Origin of the sequence: Streptomyces sp. NPDC090798 (assembly GCF_044768965.1) — a bacterium.
Classification (GTDB): Bacteria; Actinomycetota; Actinomycetes; order Streptomycetales; family Streptomycetaceae; genus Streptomyces.
Map to the genome: position 1 here is coordinate 286,187 of NZ_JBIVXA010000011.1, position 14,614 is coordinate 300,800.

At 69.5% G+C, this 14,614-nt stretch carries 16 protein-coding genes and 1 pseudogene; 12 read left to right on the forward strand and 5 right to left on the reverse strand.

The genetic code is table 11. The features are described from left to right. Positions 1-13 precede the first annotated feature (13 nt). The gene (locus ACIQTP_RS25205) at positions 14-1,324 is read left to right on the forward strand and encodes a UDP-glucose dehydrogenase family protein (protein WP_403403304.1); all 1,311 of its coding nucleotides are present in this window, start codon (positions 14-16) and stop codon (positions 1,322-1,324) included. Between the two features lie 8 nt (positions 1,325-1,332). After that, the gene (locus tag ACIQTP_RS25210) at positions 1,333-2,073 is read left to right on the forward strand and encodes a polyprenol monophosphomannose synthase (protein ID WP_403403430.1); all 741 of its coding nucleotides are present in this window, start codon (positions 1,333-1,335) and stop codon (positions 2,071-2,073) included. 36 nt (positions 2,074-2,109) lie between these two features. Here ACIQTP_RS25210 and ACIQTP_RS25215 read toward each other — a convergent pair whose 3' ends face one another. Continuing rightward, the gene (locus ACIQTP_RS25215; RefSeq protein ID WP_403403307.1) at positions 2,110-2,991 is read right to left on the reverse strand and encodes a hypothetical protein; all 882 of its coding nucleotides are present in this window, start codon (positions 2,989-2,991) and stop codon (positions 2,110-2,112) included. A gap of 473 nt (positions 2,992-3,464) precedes the next feature. On the opposite strand from ACIQTP_RS25215, the gene rplM reads away from it, so the two are divergent. The 3 genes from rplM (at position 3,465) to glmM (ending at position 5,997) form a co-directional block, all read left to right on the forward strand. Continuing rightward, positions 3,465-3,908 carry a 50S ribosomal protein L13 gene (rplM, locus tag ACIQTP_RS25220; RefSeq protein WP_101400131.1) on the forward strand — a complete coding sequence of 148 codons (444 nt, stop codon included), beginning with the start codon at positions 3,465-3,467 and terminating at the stop codon, positions 3,906-3,908. 45 nt (positions 3,909-3,953) lie between these two features. Then, positions 3,954-4,475, forward strand: coding sequence for a 30S ribosomal protein S9 (gene rpsI, locus ACIQTP_RS25225; protein ID WP_060895271.1), 522 nt, complete (start codon positions 3,954-3,956; stop codon positions 4,473-4,475). Between the two features lie 163 nt (positions 4,476-4,638). Beyond that, entirely contained in the window at positions 4,639-5,997 is a 1,359-nt protein-coding gene (gene glmM / locus ACIQTP_RS25230; RefSeq protein ID WP_403403311.1) for a phosphoglucosamine mutase, read from the forward strand. 181 nt (positions 5,998-6,178) lie between these two features. Here the strand turns inward: glmM and ACIQTP_RS25235 are convergent. Continuing rightward, positions 6,179-6,448: pseudogene (locus tag ACIQTP_RS25235) on the reverse strand (hypothetical protein); the annotation flags it as partial. Positions 6,449-6,463: 15 nt separating this feature from the next. Continuing rightward, the gene (coaA, locus tag ACIQTP_RS25240) at positions 6,464-7,432 is read right to left on the reverse strand and encodes a type I pantothenate kinase (protein WP_168494664.1); all 969 of its coding nucleotides are present in this window, start codon (positions 7,430-7,432) and stop codon (positions 6,464-6,466) included. Between the two features lie 209 nt (positions 7,433-7,641). On the opposite strand from coaA, the gene glmS reads away from it, so the two are divergent. Next, positions 7,642-9,489, forward strand: a complete 1,848-nt coding sequence (gene glmS / locus ACIQTP_RS25245; RefSeq protein WP_403403315.1) for a glutamine--fructose-6-phosphate transaminase (isomerizing) — start codon at positions 7,642-7,644, stop codon at positions 9,487-9,489. On the opposite strand, the gene ACIQTP_RS25250 is transcribed toward glmS, so the two are convergent. Next, positions 9,450-9,662, reverse strand: a complete 213-nt coding sequence (locus ACIQTP_RS25250; protein ID WP_403403318.1) for a DUF397 domain-containing protein — start codon at positions 9,660-9,662, stop codon at positions 9,450-9,452. The genes glmS and ACIQTP_RS25250 overlap by 40 nt on opposite strands. Before the next feature lie 8 nt (positions 9,663-9,670). Continuing rightward, positions 9,671-10,507, reverse strand: coding sequence for a helix-turn-helix domain-containing protein (locus ACIQTP_RS25255; protein WP_403403433.1), 837 nt, complete (start codon positions 10,505-10,507; stop codon positions 9,671-9,673). 210 nt (positions 10,508-10,717) lie between these two features. Between ACIQTP_RS25255 and ACIQTP_RS25260 the strand changes: the two genes are divergently transcribed. The 6 genes from ACIQTP_RS25260 to ACIQTP_RS25285 all read left to right on the forward strand — a co-directional run bounded on the left by ACIQTP_RS25260 (position 10,718) and on the right by ACIQTP_RS25285 (position 14,584). After that, a complete protein-coding gene (locus tag ACIQTP_RS25260) occupies positions 10,718-11,131 on the forward strand; it encodes an ATP-binding protein (RefSeq protein ID WP_403403320.1) in 414 nt (137 codons plus the stop codon). Between the two features lie 82 nt (positions 11,132-11,213). Next, positions 11,214-11,411, forward strand: coding sequence for a hypothetical protein (locus ACIQTP_RS25265; protein WP_403403323.1), 198 nt, complete (start codon positions 11,214-11,216; stop codon positions 11,409-11,411). Positions 11,412-11,542: 131 nt separating this feature from the next. Then, positions 11,543-12,034, forward strand: coding sequence for a peptidylprolyl isomerase (locus tag ACIQTP_RS25270; protein WP_402034726.1), 492 nt, complete (start codon positions 11,543-11,545; stop codon positions 12,032-12,034). 204 nt (positions 12,035-12,238) lie between these two features. Next, entirely contained in the window at positions 12,239-12,898 is a 660-nt protein-coding gene (locus tag ACIQTP_RS25275) for a sigma-70 family RNA polymerase sigma factor (RefSeq protein WP_403403327.1), read from the forward strand. After that, positions 12,895-14,148, forward strand: a complete 1,254-nt coding sequence (locus ACIQTP_RS25280) for a CU044_5270 family protein (RefSeq protein WP_403403330.1) — start codon at positions 12,895-12,897, stop codon at positions 14,146-14,148. The genes ACIQTP_RS25275 and ACIQTP_RS25280 overlap by 4 nt, the downstream gene beginning before the upstream one ends. Before the next feature lie 64 nt (positions 14,149-14,212). Then, positions 14,213-14,584 carry a holo-ACP synthase gene (locus ACIQTP_RS25285; protein WP_060895278.1) on the forward strand — a complete coding sequence of 124 codons (372 nt, stop codon included), beginning with the start codon at positions 14,213-14,215 and terminating at the stop codon, positions 14,582-14,584. Positions 14,585-14,614: the final 30 nt, after the last annotated feature.

The following is a 14,614-nucleotide window of genomic DNA, read 5'->3' on the forward strand; positions in this document are numbered from 1 at the left end:
GGAGGCCGCCCGTATGCGGCTCACAGTCATCGGCACCGGCTATCTCGGTGCCACCCACGCCGCCTGTATGGCGGAGCTCGGTCACGAGGTGCTCGGGGTCGATGTCGACCCCGACAAGGTGGCCGCGCTGGCCGCCGGGCGGGTGCCCTTCCACGAGCCCGGCCTCGGCGAACTCGTCCGCAAGCACCTCGGCTCGGGACGGCTGCGCTTCACCACCTCCTACGAGGAGGCGGGGGCCTTCGGACAGGTGCACTTCGTGTGTGTGGGGACCCCGCAGCGGGCCGACTGCGACGGCGCCGACCTGCGGTACGTCGACGCGGCGTGCGCGGCGATCGCCGCGCACGCGGCCGAGGACGCACTGCTCGTCGGGAAGTCGACCGTGCCGGTGGGAACGGCCCGGCGGCTCGCGGACACCCATGCCGTGGAGGTCGCCTGGAACCCCGAGTTCCTGCGCGAGGGTTTCGCCGTCGAGGACACCCTGCGGCCCGACCGGCTGGTGTTCGGCGTCGGCTCCGCACGTGCCGAGGCGATCCTCCGGGAGGTGTACGCCCCGGTCCTGGCCGCCGGGACGCCGCTGGTCACCGCGGACTTTCCGACCGCCGAGCTGGTCAAGACGGCCGCCAACGCCTTCCTCGCCACCAAGATCTCGTTCATCAACGCGATGGCGGAGGTGTGCGAGGCGGCGGGCGGCGACGTGTCCGTCCTGGCCGAGGCCATCGGCCACGACGACCGGATCGGCGCCAAGTTCCTGCGCGCGGGTGTCGGGTTCGGCGGCGGTTGTCTGCCCAAGGACATCCGCGCCTTCGCGCACCGCGCCGACGAGCTCGGCGTCCCGCTCGGGTTCCTGCGTGAGGTCGACGCCATCAACATGCGCCGCCGCGACAAGGTGGTCGCGCTCGCCCGGGAACTGTGCGGGGGAGGGGTCCTCGGCGCCCGGATCGCCGTCCTGGGCGCCGCGTTCAAGCCGGACTCGGACGACATCCGCGACTCGCCCGCGCTGAACGTGGCCGCCCGGCTGCGGCTCGACGGCGGCGACGTCACGGTCTACGACCCCGAGGCGATGGACAATGCCCGCAAGGCATATCCGCTGCTCGGGTATGCCGTCTCGGCCGAGGAGGCGCTCGGCGGGGCGGACCTCGTACTGCATCTGACGGAGTGGCCGCAGTTCCGGGAGCTGGACCCGGGGCCGCTGGCGGCCCTGGTGTCCCGTCCGCGGATCGTGGACGGCAGAGGAGTGCTCGACGCGGACCGCTGGACCGCGGCGGGCTGGGAATTCCGGGCGCTGGGACGTCCAGCGGCCGGCGGGGAGGGGAGAAGGGCTTGACGCACGACATGGGGGCGGACACGGCGGTGACCGTGGTCATGCCGACCTACAACGAGGCGGCCAACCTGCCGAGAATGGCCGAAGCCGTGCTTCAGCTGCCGCTCGGCGGGCTTCACTTGAAGATCGTGGACGACTCCAGCCCGGACGGCACCGGCAGGATCGCCGACGAGCTGGCGGAGAAGTACAACAACAAGGGGCGGCGCCGGATGAGCGTGCTGCACCGCACCGAGAAGGACGGGCTCGGGCGTGCCTACGCGGCCGGGATGAGCCTCGCGCTCGAGGAGGGCGCCGAGTACGTCGTCCAGATGGACGCCGACGGCAGCCACCCCGTCGAGGCCGTGCCCCGGATGCTCGGCACGGCCCTGGCCAACGGGGTGGGCCTGGTCATCGGCAGCCGGTACGTCGAGGGCGGCTCGCTGGACGAGGACTGGGGCGCGCACCGCGTCCTGCTCTCCCGCTTCGCCAACCGGTACGCCCGTACCGTGCTCGGCACCCGGATCCGGGACATCACGGCCGGGTTCAACCTCTGGTCGGCCCAGGCCCTGCGCGACATCGACCTGGCCACGCTGGACAGCGCCGGTTACAGCTTCCAGGTCGAGCTGAAGTACAAGGCCGTACGGGCGGGGCACAGCGCCGTCGAGATCCCGATCCGCTTCGAGGAGCGGACCGAGGGGGTCTCGAAGATGACGCTGAAGACCCAGCTGGAGTCGGCGGTGGTGCCGATCCGGCTGCGCATGAAGAACAAGTGACCCGGGACCCGGGTGCGGGGGCGGCCGGCCGGCCGGTTACTGGTTGGCCGCCGTCGACGCCTGGGCCTCGCCGCGGCGGCGGATCTGGCGGAAGGTGAACTCGGCCAGGTCGTCGCCGGTCGTGAAGACCTTGGCGTCCTTCGTCGTCACGTCCTTGCCGTTGATGAAGCCGGCCAGCGTGAAGTAGGCGTAACGGCCGTAGGAGTTGGTGGTCGAGCGGCAGATCGACGTACGGCAGAAGTTGGCGACGCCCTGGCCGGACAGCGAGGTGATGATGCTCTTGCTGTCCGCCTCGGACTTCGCCTTGACCGCCTGGGCCGCGGTGTTGAAGACCGCGACGCCGACGGTCACCCCGACGCCGTCCTTGCTGTAGGTGACGCGCATCATCCGGGTGCAGTCGTTCTTGGTGAGCACCGCGGGCAGTGTGCCCTGCACGGCCGACGCGCACTTCTCCGTCGAGGCGGTGGGGCCCTTGCGGTAGACGCGGTCACCCATCGTGAGCTGCGAACCGGGGAAGAGGATGTCCGGGCTGAGCGGCGCGGTGTCCTTCTGCACGCTGGATATGAAGTCCATCGGATCCAGCGGCGGCGGCGCCGAGGTCGGCGCGAACGTCGGTACCGGCGCCGTGCTGTCGCTCGGGATGGTCGCGGTGGCGGGCAGCTTGCTGGGCGCGTTCCCGGCCTGGTTGTCCCCGTTCGAGGAGACGACGGCCACGGCGACGGCAGCGCCGACCGCGATCGTGGCGACCGCCGAGCCGACGATCACCAGCAGTCTGCGCCGCCGGTTGCGTGTCTCGGACGCCTCGGCGAGTGCCGCCCAGTCCGGAGTCTGGTTCCGACGTCCCCAATCGGGTTGCTGAGAACCAGGCTTCCAGGGATCCCACGGAGGCTCCCCCTGCCCACCCTGCCCATAACTCATGGGGCGCATCTTAGACGGGGTACGGGGGGTGGCGTTCCGCACCCGAGGGCACTTGAGCCCCTAGCGTGACCTGAGTGCGCACGGGCAAAACTGACATCTCCGGGTGGTTGGTGCGACACGCTTCGACAGGCTTCCCGGCACCGGCCCTTCGGTGACGCCGGGTAGTCGGGCCGTTGCGGAGACAAGGGCTGCTTTACTCTGTTTCCAGTGACTGTTCGCGTGGCCCTGAGTGCCGAGGCACCCGGGTCGCGAACCCGCGTTTTGACCCTTCCGGGCAAGCGCGGGTACTCTTGCAGTTCGTTATGTGTATTGGCTTGCTCATTCTCACGTGAGGGGCCCTTACACCGGTCCACCGGGGCCGATGACCAGCGACCAGCACTCGGTATGCGTCACCGAGGTGCGGTCAGGGCTGTCGTGATCGTCCGTGGTGGCCATGTCAGGACCCACTCACTGAAGAAGCGAAGGCTACGACCGTGCGTACGTACAGCCCCAAGCCCGGCGACATCACTCGCCAGTGGTACGTCATCGACGCCCAGGATGTCGTCCTGGGTCGTCTGGCGACCACTGCCGCGAACATCCTGCGGGGCAAGCACAAGCCGATCTTTGCGCCGCACGTCGATGCTGGTGACTTCGTCATCATCATCAACGCCGACAAGGTGCACCTCTCCGGCAACAAGAAGACCCAGAAGCTGGCGTACCGCCACTCCGGTTACCCGGGTGGTCTGCGCTCCGTCCGTTACGACGAGCTGCTGGCGAAGAACCCCGAGAAGGCCGTCGAGAAGGCCATCAAGGGCATGATCCCCAAGAACACCCTGGGCCGTCAGGTGCTCTCGAAGCTGAAGGTCTACGCGGGCGAGAACCACCCGCACGCTGCCCAGCAGCCGGTCCCGTTCGAGATCACCCAGGTCGCGCAGTAGTTCCGGCCACCACCCCCTAAGACAGAAAAGAATCTGAGGAGAATCGTGGCCGAGACCACCGTTGAGCAGCCGGTCGAAGAGACTGAGCTCGTCGACATCGAGAACTACACCACCGAGTCCGAGGTCCCCGTCGAGGGCGAGTACACCTCGGAGTCGCTCGCGGGCCGCTTCGGTGACCCGCAGCCGGCCGCCGGCCTGGGCCGTCGCAAGAACGCCATCGCCCGCGTCCGGATCGTCCCGGGCACCGGCAAGTGGAAGATCAACGGTCGCACCCTTGAGGACTACTTCCCCAACAAGGTGCACCAGCAGGAAGTCAACGAGCCCTTCAAGGTGCTCGAGCTCGACAACCGCTACGACGTCATCGCCCGCATCTCGGGTGGCGGCGTCTCCGGTCAGGCCGGTGCGCTCCGTCTCGGTGTCGCCCGCGCGCTGAACGAGGCGGACGTGGACAACAACCGCCCGGCCCTGAAGAAGGCCGGCTTCCTCAAGCGCGACGACCGCGCGGTCGAGCGTAAGAAGGCCGGTCTCAAGAAGGCCCGTAAGGCTCCGCAGTACAGCAAGCGTTAATCGCTGGCTGCTGCGTATTCGTACGACCGTTCGCCCCGGCGGCACGCTGTGTGCCGCCGGGGCGTTCGTTTATCACAGCCCAAGGCGTATAACGGCACAAGGCGCTCAAAGGCTTGCATGATCGGATGACTTCCGAAAACTGAGCTTCATCAGGAGGACACCAGTGGGACGACTCTTCGGCACGGACGGCGTGCGCGGTGTCGCCAACGCGGATCTGACGGCCGAGCTCGCGCTCGGTCTCTCCGTGGCGGCGGCACATGTGCTGGCCGAGGCGGGTACGTTCGAGGGCCACCGGCCGGTGGCAGTGGTCGGGCGGGACCCACGTGCGTCCGGGGAGTTCCTGGAAGCCGCCGTGGTCGCGGGCCTGGCCAGCGCGGGCGTGGACGTCCTGCTCGTCGGTGTGCTGCCCACCCCCGCGGTGGCGTACCTCACCGGTGCGCTGGGCGCCGACCTCGGCGTGATGCTCTCGGCCAGCCACAACGCCATGCCTGACAACGGCATCAAGTTCTTCGCCCGCGGTGGCCACAAGCTCGCCGACGAGCTGGAGGACAGGATCGAGGGCGTCTACGAGGAGCACCGCACCGGCGCGCCCTGGGACCGGCCCACCGGTGCCGGGGTCGGGCGCGTGCGCGCGTACGGCGAGGGGCTCGACCAGTACGTCGCCCACCTGCTCGGCGTGCTCCCGAACCGCCTCGAGGGCCTGAAGGTCGTCCTCGACGAGGCGCACGGCGCCGCCGCCCGGGTGTCTCCCGAGGCCTTCAAGCAGGCCGGTGCCGAGATCATCACGATCGGCGCCTCGCCCGACGGCCTGAACATCAACGACGGCTGCGGCTCCACCCACCTCGACCTCCTGAAGGCCGCCGTCATCGAGCACGGGGCCGACCTCGGCATCGCGCACGACGGCGACGCCGACCGCTGCCTCGCCGTGGACCACACGGGTGCCGAGGTGGACGGCGACCAGATCCTGGCCGTACTCGCGCTGGCGATGCGGGAGCGTTCCGCACTGCGCTCCGACACTGTTGTCGCGACGGTCATGTCCAACCTGGGCTTCAAGCTGGCCATGGAGCGCGAGGGTGTCTCCCTCATCCAGACCGCGGTCGGCGACCGCTATGTCCTGGAGGAGATGAAGGAGCACAACTACGCGCTCGGCGGCGAGCAGTCCGGGCACGTGATCATCCTTGACCACGCCACCACCGGCGACGGCACGCTGACCGGCCTGCTGCTGGCGGCCCGCATCGCCCAGACCGGCCGTACGCTCCAGGACCTCGCGTCCGTCATGGAGCGGCTGCCGCAGGTCCTCATCAACGTCCCCGACGTCGACCGCACCCGGGTGCAGAGCTCCGCCGAGCTCGCGACCGCGGTTGCCGAGGCCGAGCGGGAACTCGGCTCCACCGGCCGGGTGCTGCTGCGCCCCTCCGGCACCGAGCCGCTCGTCCGGGTCATGGTCGAGGCCGCCGACATCGACCACGCGCGGTCGGTGGCGGGCCGGCTCGCGGACGCGGTGAAGTCGGCGCTCGGCTAGAACTGCCCGGCCTTGGCGGTACGTTCCCGGTGCTGGGCCCAGAGCCACTTCTGGGCCGGCAGCGTGAGCGTGCCGGCGAGGATGCTGGGCCACGGCCACGGCCACGTCGGCGGCGGCCGGGACGGTGGTCACGGAGCCGGCGACGCCGACGAGCGCGGCCGACTTGGCGGAGGTCAGCGAGAGCGTCCTCGTGCGTCGCGTCGGCCAGGTGCTTCCACAGCACCGCGTCCGCGTCCGCGCCCGACGACTCCTGCTCCGCCTTCTCGGAGCGCTTCGACAGCGACAGATCGATGTTCTCGACGGCGACCGACCCGGCCTGGTCGAGCTCCGTCTCCCGTAGCGCGCCGATCAGTTCGTCGCCCGTCTCGCGCGCGACGTCACATGTCACCACGTCCCCGGCCGGGTTGCGGGTGGCGCCCGTGAGCACGACGAGATGGGTCGTGCCCATGGTCCTGGGGCCTTGCGACTACAGCTTGCGCAGGCTCAGGCGTTGCACCTTGTGGTCCGGGCCCTTGCGCACGACGAGGGTGGCCCGGCCCCGGGTGGGGGCCACGTTCTCCAGCAGGTTGGGCTTGTTGATGGTGCGCCAGGTCGTGCGGGCGTAGTCGAGCGCCTCCTCCTCGGAGACCTGCGTGTACCTGCGGAAGTAGGAGTCGGGTTTCTGGAAGGCGGTCTGACGGAGCTTCTTGAACCGGTTGAGGTACCAGCGCTCGATGTCCTCGGCGCGGGCGTCGACGTACACGCTGAAGTCGAAGTAGTCGGCGAGGCCGACGCGGGTGCGGCCGTCCTTGCCGGGGAGGGCGGGCTGCAGGACGTTCAGGCCCTCGACGATGAGGATGTCCGGGCGGCGGACGGTGAGCCGCTGGTCGGGGACGATGTCGTAGATCAGGTGGGAGTAGACGGGGGCCGTGACCTCGTCCTTCCCCGCCTTGATGTCGGCGACGAACCGGGTGAGGGCCCGACGGTCGTACGACTCGGGGAAACCTTTCCTCGACATCAGGCCGCGCGCCTCCAGCTCCTTGGTGGGGAGCAGGAAGCCGTCCGTGGTCACCAGTTCGACGCGTGGATGTTCGGGCCAGCGGGAGAGCAGGGCCTGCAGCAGCCGCGCGACGGTGGACTTGCCGACGGCGACCGACCCGGCCACCCCTATGACGAACGGGGTGCCGGACTGGGAGCCCTTCTCGCCGAGGAAGGTGTTCAGCGCCCCTCTGAGGCCGTCCGTGGCGCCGACGTACAGATTGAGCAGTCTGGACAGCGGCAGATAGATGTCCCGCACCTCGTCGAGGTCGATGACATCGCCCAGACCGCGCAGCTTCTCGACCTCCTCGGCGGTCAGTGGCAGCGGTGTCTTTTCGCGCAGCACGCTCCACTCGGCTCGGGTGAGGTCGACGTAGGGAGTCGCCTCCGGCCTGTGCCGGTGGGCGCTCCGGGGCATCGGGGAGACCGGAGAGATCACAGTCCATTGTTACGGGAGTGTGGACGGGGTGGGGGGTGGGGTCGGTCACGTAGCCGGTCACGCGGGGTCACGCGGGGGCGTCCAGGGCGGCCATGGGGCCGGGGGACCCGCTGAAAGGTGGCTGGAATTTCCGAATTCGGGCACGGAGTGCCGGGTTCGGGAGGCTGTTGGCCCTTAGGCTGCGGCGCATGTGCGGAATCGTGGGATACGTGGGGTCGCAGTCGGCGCTTGATGTGGTGATGGCCGGGCTGAAGCGGCTGGAGTACCGGGGATACGACTCGGCGGGCGTCGCCGTGTTGGCGGACGGGGGGCTCGCCGCCGCGAAGAAGGCCGGGAAGCTGGTCAACCTGGAGAAGGAGCTGGTCGGCCGGCCGCTGCCGACCGGGTCCACGGGGATCGGGCACACGCGCTGGGCCACGCACGGGGGGCCCACGGACGCGAACGCTCATCCGCATCTCGACAACGCGGGGCGCGTCGCCGTCGTGCACAACGGGATCATCGAGAACTTCGCGCTGCTGCGTGCCGAGTTGGCCGAGCGCGGGCACGAGCTGGCCTCCGAGACCGACACCGAGGTGGTCGCACACCTGATCGCCGAGGAGTTCTCGGCGTGCGACGACCTGGCGGAGGCGATGCGGCTGGTGTGCCGCCGCCTGGAGGGCGCGTTCACGCTGGTCGCGGTGCATGCGGACGATCCGGACGTGGTGGTGGGGGCGCGGCGGAACTCGCCGCTCGTGGTGGGCGTTGGAGAGGGCGAGGCCTTTCTCGCCTCGGACGTCGCCGCGTTCATCGCCCACACGCGGTCGGCGATCGAGCTGGGTCAGGACCAGGTGGTGGAGCTGCGCCGGGACGGCGTGACGGTGACCGGTTTCGACGGCCGTCCGGCGGAGGTGCGCTCGTACCACATCGACTGGGACGCGTCGGCCGCGGAAAAGGGGGGCTATGACTACTTCATGCTCAAGGAGATCGCCGAGCAGCCCAAGGCGGTCGCCGATACGCTCCTGGGCCGGATCGACGCGGCCGGTTCACTGACGCTCGACGAGGTACGGATCCCGGTTCACGAGCTGCGCGAGGTCGACAAGGTCGTCATCGTGGCCTGCGGGACCGCCTTCCACGCCGGGCTGATCGCCAAGTACGCCATCGAGCACTGGACGCGGATCCCGTGCGAGGTGGAGCTCGCCAGCGAGTTCCGGTACCGGGATCCGATTCTCGGTACGCGGTCGCTGGTGATCGCCATCTCCCAGTCCGGCGAGACCATGGACACGCTGATGGCGCTGCGGCACGCCCGTGAGCAGGGCTCCAAGGTGCTGGCGATCTGCAACACGAACGGTTCGACGATCCCGCGCGAGTCGGACGCGGTGCTGTACACGCACGCGGGTCCTGAGGTCGCCGTCGCGTCCACCAAGGCCTTCCTGACACAGCTCGTCGCCTGCTATCTGGTCGCGCTGTACCTGGGCCAGGTGCGCGGGACCAAGTGGGGCGACGAGATCCAGGCCGTCATCCGGGACCTGTCCCAGATCTCCGGCGAGGTGGAACGGGTCCTGGAGACCATGGAGCCGGTACGGGAGCTCGCACGATCGCTCGCCGACAAGAAGACCGTGCTGTTCCTGGGGCGGCACGTCGGCTATCCGGTCGCCCTGGAAGGCGCCCTCAAGCTCAAGGAGCTCGCCTACATGCACGCCGAGGGCTTCGCGGCGGGCGAGCTGAAGCACGGGCCGATCGCGTTGATCGAGGACGATCTGCCGGTCGTGGTCGTCGTGCCGTCCCCGCGCGGGCGTTCGGTTCTGTACGACAAGATCGTGTCCAACATCCAGGAGATCCGGGCGAGGGGTGCGCGGACGATCGTGATCGCGGAGGAGGGGGACGAGGCGGTGGTCCCTTACGCCGACCACCTGATCCGGATTCCGGCTACGCCGACGTTGCTTCAACCGCTCGTCGCGACGGTGCCGTTGCAGGTGTTCGCGTGTGAACTGGCGACGGCGCGGGGCAACGAGGTGGATCAGCCGCGGAACCTGGCGAAGTCGGTGACGGTGGAGTGAGCCGACTTTAGGGCGTCGATGAAGGTGGTGAAGGCTCCGGTCGGGATGGTGAGGGTGGCTCTGGCCGGGGCCTTGGAGTCGCGGATGGCTATGTGGGTGGGTGAGTTCGCGATTTCCACGCACTCGTTGCCGTCGCCCTCGCCCGAGTAGGACGACTTCCGCCAGTTGCCCATGGGGTGCCTCACAGCTCTTTCGTCAGCTTGTGGATGAACTCGCGCGACCGTTCGGGTTCGAGTGAAGCGGCCTCTACTCTACGGAAGCTCGTTCGGTAAGTGTGGAGCTGAGCCTCGGAATCGATGAGGACTGAGCCGTGGGGCGCGTCACGCACCACCGTGTCCAGCTTGGTCAGGGGGCCGCCCACATACGTCATCGTGCTCGAGGCTTTGGCGAAGTCGTCCACGTCGAAGGGGATGACGCGCAAAGTGATGTGATGCGCTTCGGAAAGCTCCAGGAGCCGGGTGAGTTGAGCCTTCGAGGTGGCGCGGTCACTGACCCTGATCCGAAGTGCCGCCTCATGAAGCACTACTTCGTACGGAATGGTGATCTCCTGGCGTGCCATTCGGTGCCGGATGCGCAACTCGACCTCGTCTTGGGTGAGTTCGGGCAGCCGGGATGAGAAGACGGCACGCGCGTAGTCCTCCGTCTGTAGCAGGCCAGGCACGTACAGGATGGCCGCGTGGCGTTGAAACTGGGCGTGGTGTTCCAGCTCGGACAGGTCCAGGAACGATGTGGGCAGCAGGCCCCGGTACTCCTCCCACCAGCCCCGTGTCCGGTCCGCGGCCATCGCGACCAGGGCGCCGATGAACTCCCCGTCCGAACAGGCGTAGTGGGATGTCAGGCGGCGGAGTCGCTGTTCGCTCACGCCCGTGAGTCCGGATTCGATGTGGCTGATCTGGACGCGCCCGGTACCGAGCAGCGCCGCCGCCTCGACGGCGGTGAGCCCTGCCGCCTCGCGGAGCCTGCGCAACTCGATCCCCAGGCGCATCTGACGTGCCGTTGGTTCGCGCCTCAGGACCATCAGCTGCTCCTTCTCGTTCGGGGGCAGATTACGCGATCGGCTTGCTCGGGATGACAGGTTATCCCTACGGTGGGTGACGCGACGCACACACTGCGAAACCCCGGGGCACCGGAAGCGCACCGCTCCGTTCTGCCATGACGGCTGCGTCAATGCCACCGCCCGTAATTGCCGCGTATCTCCAACCCCCCACCACCCGAACGGAGTTCAGCCATGTCCGAAACCGTCGCCGAACCCTGGGAGTACATGATGTACATCCCCCACGACCTCCGTGCCGTCACCGTCAGTCGCCGTACCGTCCGCCTGATCCTCACCCTGCACGGCCTGATCCGCCTCACCGACGTCGCCGAGCTGGTCGCGGCCGAGCTGGTCTCCAACGCCGTACGGCATACGAAGGGGCAGGCGGCGCTACGGGTGCAGTGGCGGGCCGGGGTCCTGCGCATCGGCGCCTGGGACGCGGACCCGCAGCCGCCGGAGCCGTCCCTGCCGTGGGACCGGGTCGCCGACGCGGAGGAGGGCCGCGGCCTCGCCCTCGTACGGGCCTGCGCCGATCTGTGGGGCTGGCAGCCGCTGGCCAGGAACGGGCAGCGCGGCAAGTACGTGTGGTGCGAGCTGGCGGCGGCCTAGTTCCGGGCGGGCGTCCCGTGGGGCCCTCCCTCCTGAGAGGATCACCCGCACCGTACGGATATGCGAATGCAGGGTGGGGAACATGGGCGTTCTGGTGCCGGCCGGTCTCCTGGTGCTGGCCATCGGCGGGTGCGTGTGTGTGGTGTGGGCGTCGCGCGGCGGGCCCCGCTGGGTCCGGGGCGTGGCGGCGGTGACGCTCGTCGTGGGGGAGGTGCTGCGCGCCGCCGCGAAGAGCAACCGGCGCCGGAGCGTGAATCAGTCCGGCGGTGACAGCGACTAGGGCCGGCGGGGAGGCTCGTGCGACGGTGGCGTTAGGCCGTTTGTCCCGCTGTGGGGGTTCCCGCTGCGACCCGTGGGCCGGTGCCCTCTTATTCTCGGACACGACCTTTCGAATACAAGAGGAGCAGTGCCATGGGACAGAACGTCTTCTTCGAGGTGTCCGCGGACGGGGAGCCGCTCGGCCGGATCGAGTTCAAGCTGTACGACGACGTGGTCCCGGAGACGGCCCGCAACTTCCGTGAGCTGGCCACCGGCCAGAACGGGTTCGGTTACAAGGGCTCGCCGTTCCACCGTGTCATCCCGGACTTCATGCTGCAGGGCGGTGACTTCACCAACGAGAACGGCACCGGCGGCAAGAGCATCTACGGTACGAAGTTCCCGGACGAGAACTTCAAGCTCAAGCACACCAAGCCGGGTCTGCTGAGCATGGCCAACGCCGGCCCGAACACCAACGGCTCGCAGTTCTTCATCACCACGATCGTCACCGACTGGCTCGACGGCAAGCACGTCGTCTTCGGTGAGGTCGTCGAGGGCATGGACGTCGTCAAGGCCGTCGAGAAGCTCGGCAGCCGTTCCGGTGCCACGTCCAAGAAGATCGTCATCTCGGACTCCGGCACCGTCTGAGAGATTCAGGCCAGGACTCGTCCGGCCGTACAGCACAGAGATCGAGCGGGAACGGCTGCGGCCGTTCCCGCTCGTTCGGTATCGGGCACCCTCGCCTCTCCTCGGCGTGACGCGGACCACACCGCATGAATTTCGGCTCGCCCTGTAAGAAGTGGGCCGTCACGCGCATTGCTTGGTGAGAGAGCCGATACGAGGGGATGGCGCGTGACACATGCCCAACGCTTCAGGGATGTCTACGAGGAGTGCTATCCGCGCGTCCTCGCCTATGCCACGAGTCTGGTGGGTCGACAGGTAGGCGAGGACATCACGAGCGAGACGTTCACCGTCGCCTGGCGGCGCGTGCGGGACATTCCGCAACCCGCGCTGCCCTGGCTCCTGGGAGTGGCCCGCAACCTGGTGCGCGAACTGCGCCGCCGGGACGGCCACCAGTACGCCATCGCCGCCGAGGAGGCGCAGCGCATCAGCAGCGGTGCCCGGAGCGACGTCGGTGACGTCGCCGCGGACGTGACCGACCGGGAAGCCGCGTTGCAGGCCCTGGCGAATCTGTCCGACGCCGACCGGGAGCTGCTGACCCTGCTCGCCTGGCATGGGCTGGGCCCCAAGCAGGCGGCACGGGTCCTGGGCTGCACCATCGCGACGCTGACCGTCCGGCTGCACCGGGCCCGCCGCCGGCTGGAGAAAGCCCTGGAGACGGTGTCCCCGGCGGAGACGGCGTCCGTAGCGGCCGCACAGGCGCCGCCCGAACGGGTGCCGCCCGTACGAACGCCGCCCGCACAAGTGCCGCCCGTACACACGCCGCCCGCACAGGTGCGACCCGCTCGAGCCCCGCACCGCAGTACTGATCGCAAAGGAGCACTCACATGAAGAACACCCGCGAACGGTCCGGGCGGCCCGACGTCATGACGGTGCTCGCGGGCGCCCGGCCCGACGAACTCGACCCGGCCCGGCTGGCCGGCTCCGCGCGACAGCACGACGACCTGGCACGCATCCTGGCCGGAGCGACGGACAGCCGCACGGCACGCTCCCAGGAACCGCGGCGCCTCCGGGCCGGGATCCGGCCGCTCGGGACCGTCGCGGCTGTCGCGGCCGTCGCGGCGTCCGTGGTGGTCGTGAGCACGCTCGACCGGCAGGACCCTTCGGGTGTGCGCGCGAGCGCCCGCCCGCAGTCCTCGGCCGCCACGTCGGGGGCGGCTTCGGCGGCGTCGGACGGCCGTGCCGACGTCCAGGTCGACGGCCGTCTCGAACTGCTCAGCGTGGCGAAGAAGGCGGAGACGCCGGCCGCCGAGGGAACGTACTGGCAGACCACCACGCGCTCGGAGGACGTGAACGTCGTCGGCGCGAAGGGACAGCTCTTCGCCGTGCGCACCACGTCGAGGGGGGAGTGGTCGGTGGGCGTGCGTCGAGGAACCCGGAGCCTGATGGTCTCCGGTCTGGACGACGTGACCGCGCCCCGCACCGAGGCGGACAAGGCACGCTGGCGGGCCGCGGGCTCGCCCGCCACCGTGCAGGCCGAGGTCTCGACAGCGGCCGGATCGGGAACGCTCGGGTACAGGATCGGAACCGGGCGGCCGATGGTCATGCGGACCGACGCCGACGACAAGATCTACGCCCTCGGCCCGCGGAACGTCTCGTACCAGGATCTGCGCGAACTTCCTTCCAGTAGTGGGGAGTTGCGCCGCCGGCTGGAGAAGCTGTACGGGGAGGACGGCAGAGGTGCCGAGACCGGCGGCGGCCGCACGGCCTATGTGCTGCGTCAGGCGGCCGACCTCATCACGATGCCGGTGAAGCCCGCCGTACGGGCGGCCGCGTATCGGGTGATCGCGGACCTGCCCGGCGTCCGGGGGCTGGGGCGTGTCACCGATCCACTGGGGCGTGAGGGCGTCGGTGTCGCGTTCCCCGGCACGGCGCGGACCCCGCTGGGGAGCGTGCAGCAGCGGCTGGTCGTCGACCCGTCCACCGGCGCGATGCTCTGCGAGCAGGACGTGCTGGTCGAACCGTCGGCCAGGGCCCGCGAGGCGGGTCTCGGCGTGGGCACGACGGTGAACTACGCGGCGACGACGCGGATGAGCTGGGGCGAGCACCAGATCACCGTGCCGAAGAACGCGAAGCACTGAGCTCGCGCAGTCAACGCCGAGAGGTCGGCACGTCGGCGGCCGTCCGGCCCATAGGGTGCTGGGCATGAGCATCATCGGGGTCGGTATCGACGTGGCCGAGATCGACCGGTTCCTGGCGGCGCTGGAGCGTACGCCGGGGCTGGCCCATCGGCTCTTCCTGGATCAGGAGTTGCACCTGCCGAACGGGGAGCGGCGCGGCATCGCCTCCCTGGCCGCGCGCTTCGCCGCGAAGGAGGCGGTCGCCAAGGCGCTGGGCGCTCCGGCGGGCATGCACTGGACGGACGCGGAGGTCTACGTCGAGGACAGCGGCCGGCCGCGGCTGCGGGTGACGGGGACGGTGGCGGCGCGCGCGGCCGAACTGGGCGTCCGTTCGTGGCATGTGTCGCTGAGCCACGACGCGGGGGTGGCCTCGGCGGTGGTGGTGGCGGAGGGGTAGGGGCAGGTCCGCGGAAAGGGCGGTTGTCCC

Bases quoted from the DNA above. Each gene is read 5' to 3' on its own strand.
- ACIQTP_RS25260 (WP_403403320.1), top strand. From the start codon at position 10,718: ATGTCCGAAACCGTCGCCGAACCCTGGGAGTACATGATGTACATCCCC.
- ACIQTP_RS25270 (WP_402034726.1), top strand. From the start codon at position 11,543: ATGGGACAGAACGTCTTCTTCGAGGTGTCCGCGGACGGGGAGCCGCTC.
- ACIQTP_RS25210 (WP_403403430.1), top strand. From the start codon at position 1,333: ATGGGGGCGGACACGGCGGTGACCGTGGTCATGCCGACCTACAACGAG.
- ACIQTP_RS25265 (WP_403403323.1), top strand. From the start codon at position 11,214: ATGGGCGTTCTGGTGCCGGCCGGTCTCCTGGTGCTGGCCATCGGCGGG.
- glmS (WP_403403315.1), top strand. From the start codon at position 7,642: ATGTGCGGAATCGTGGGATACGTGGGGTCGCAGTCGGCGCTTGATGTG.
- ACIQTP_RS25205 (WP_403403304.1), top strand. From the start codon at position 14: ATGCGGCTCACAGTCATCGGCACCGGCTATCTCGGTGCCACCCACGCC.
- ACIQTP_RS25215 (WP_403403307.1), bottom strand. From the start codon at position 2,991: ATGAGTTATGGGCAGGGTGGGCAGGGGGAGCCTCCGTGGGATCCCTGG.
- coaA (WP_168494664.1), bottom strand. From the start codon at position 7,432: ATGCCCCGGAGCGCCCACCGGCACAGGCCGGAGGCGACTCCCTACGTC.
- ACIQTP_RS25280 (WP_403403330.1), top strand. From the start codon at position 12,895: ATGAAGAACACCCGCGAACGGTCCGGGCGGCCCGACGTCATGACGGTG.
- ACIQTP_RS25250 (WP_403403318.1), bottom strand. From the start codon at position 9,662: ATGGGCAACTGGCGGAAGTCGTCCTACTCGGGCGAGGGCGACGGCAAC.
- ACIQTP_RS25255 (WP_403403433.1), bottom strand. From the start codon at position 10,507: ATGGTCCTGAGGCGCGAACCAACGGCACGTCAGATGCGCCTGGGGATC.
- ACIQTP_RS25285 (WP_060895278.1), top strand. From the start codon at position 14,213: ATGAGCATCATCGGGGTCGGTATCGACGTGGCCGAGATCGACCGGTTC.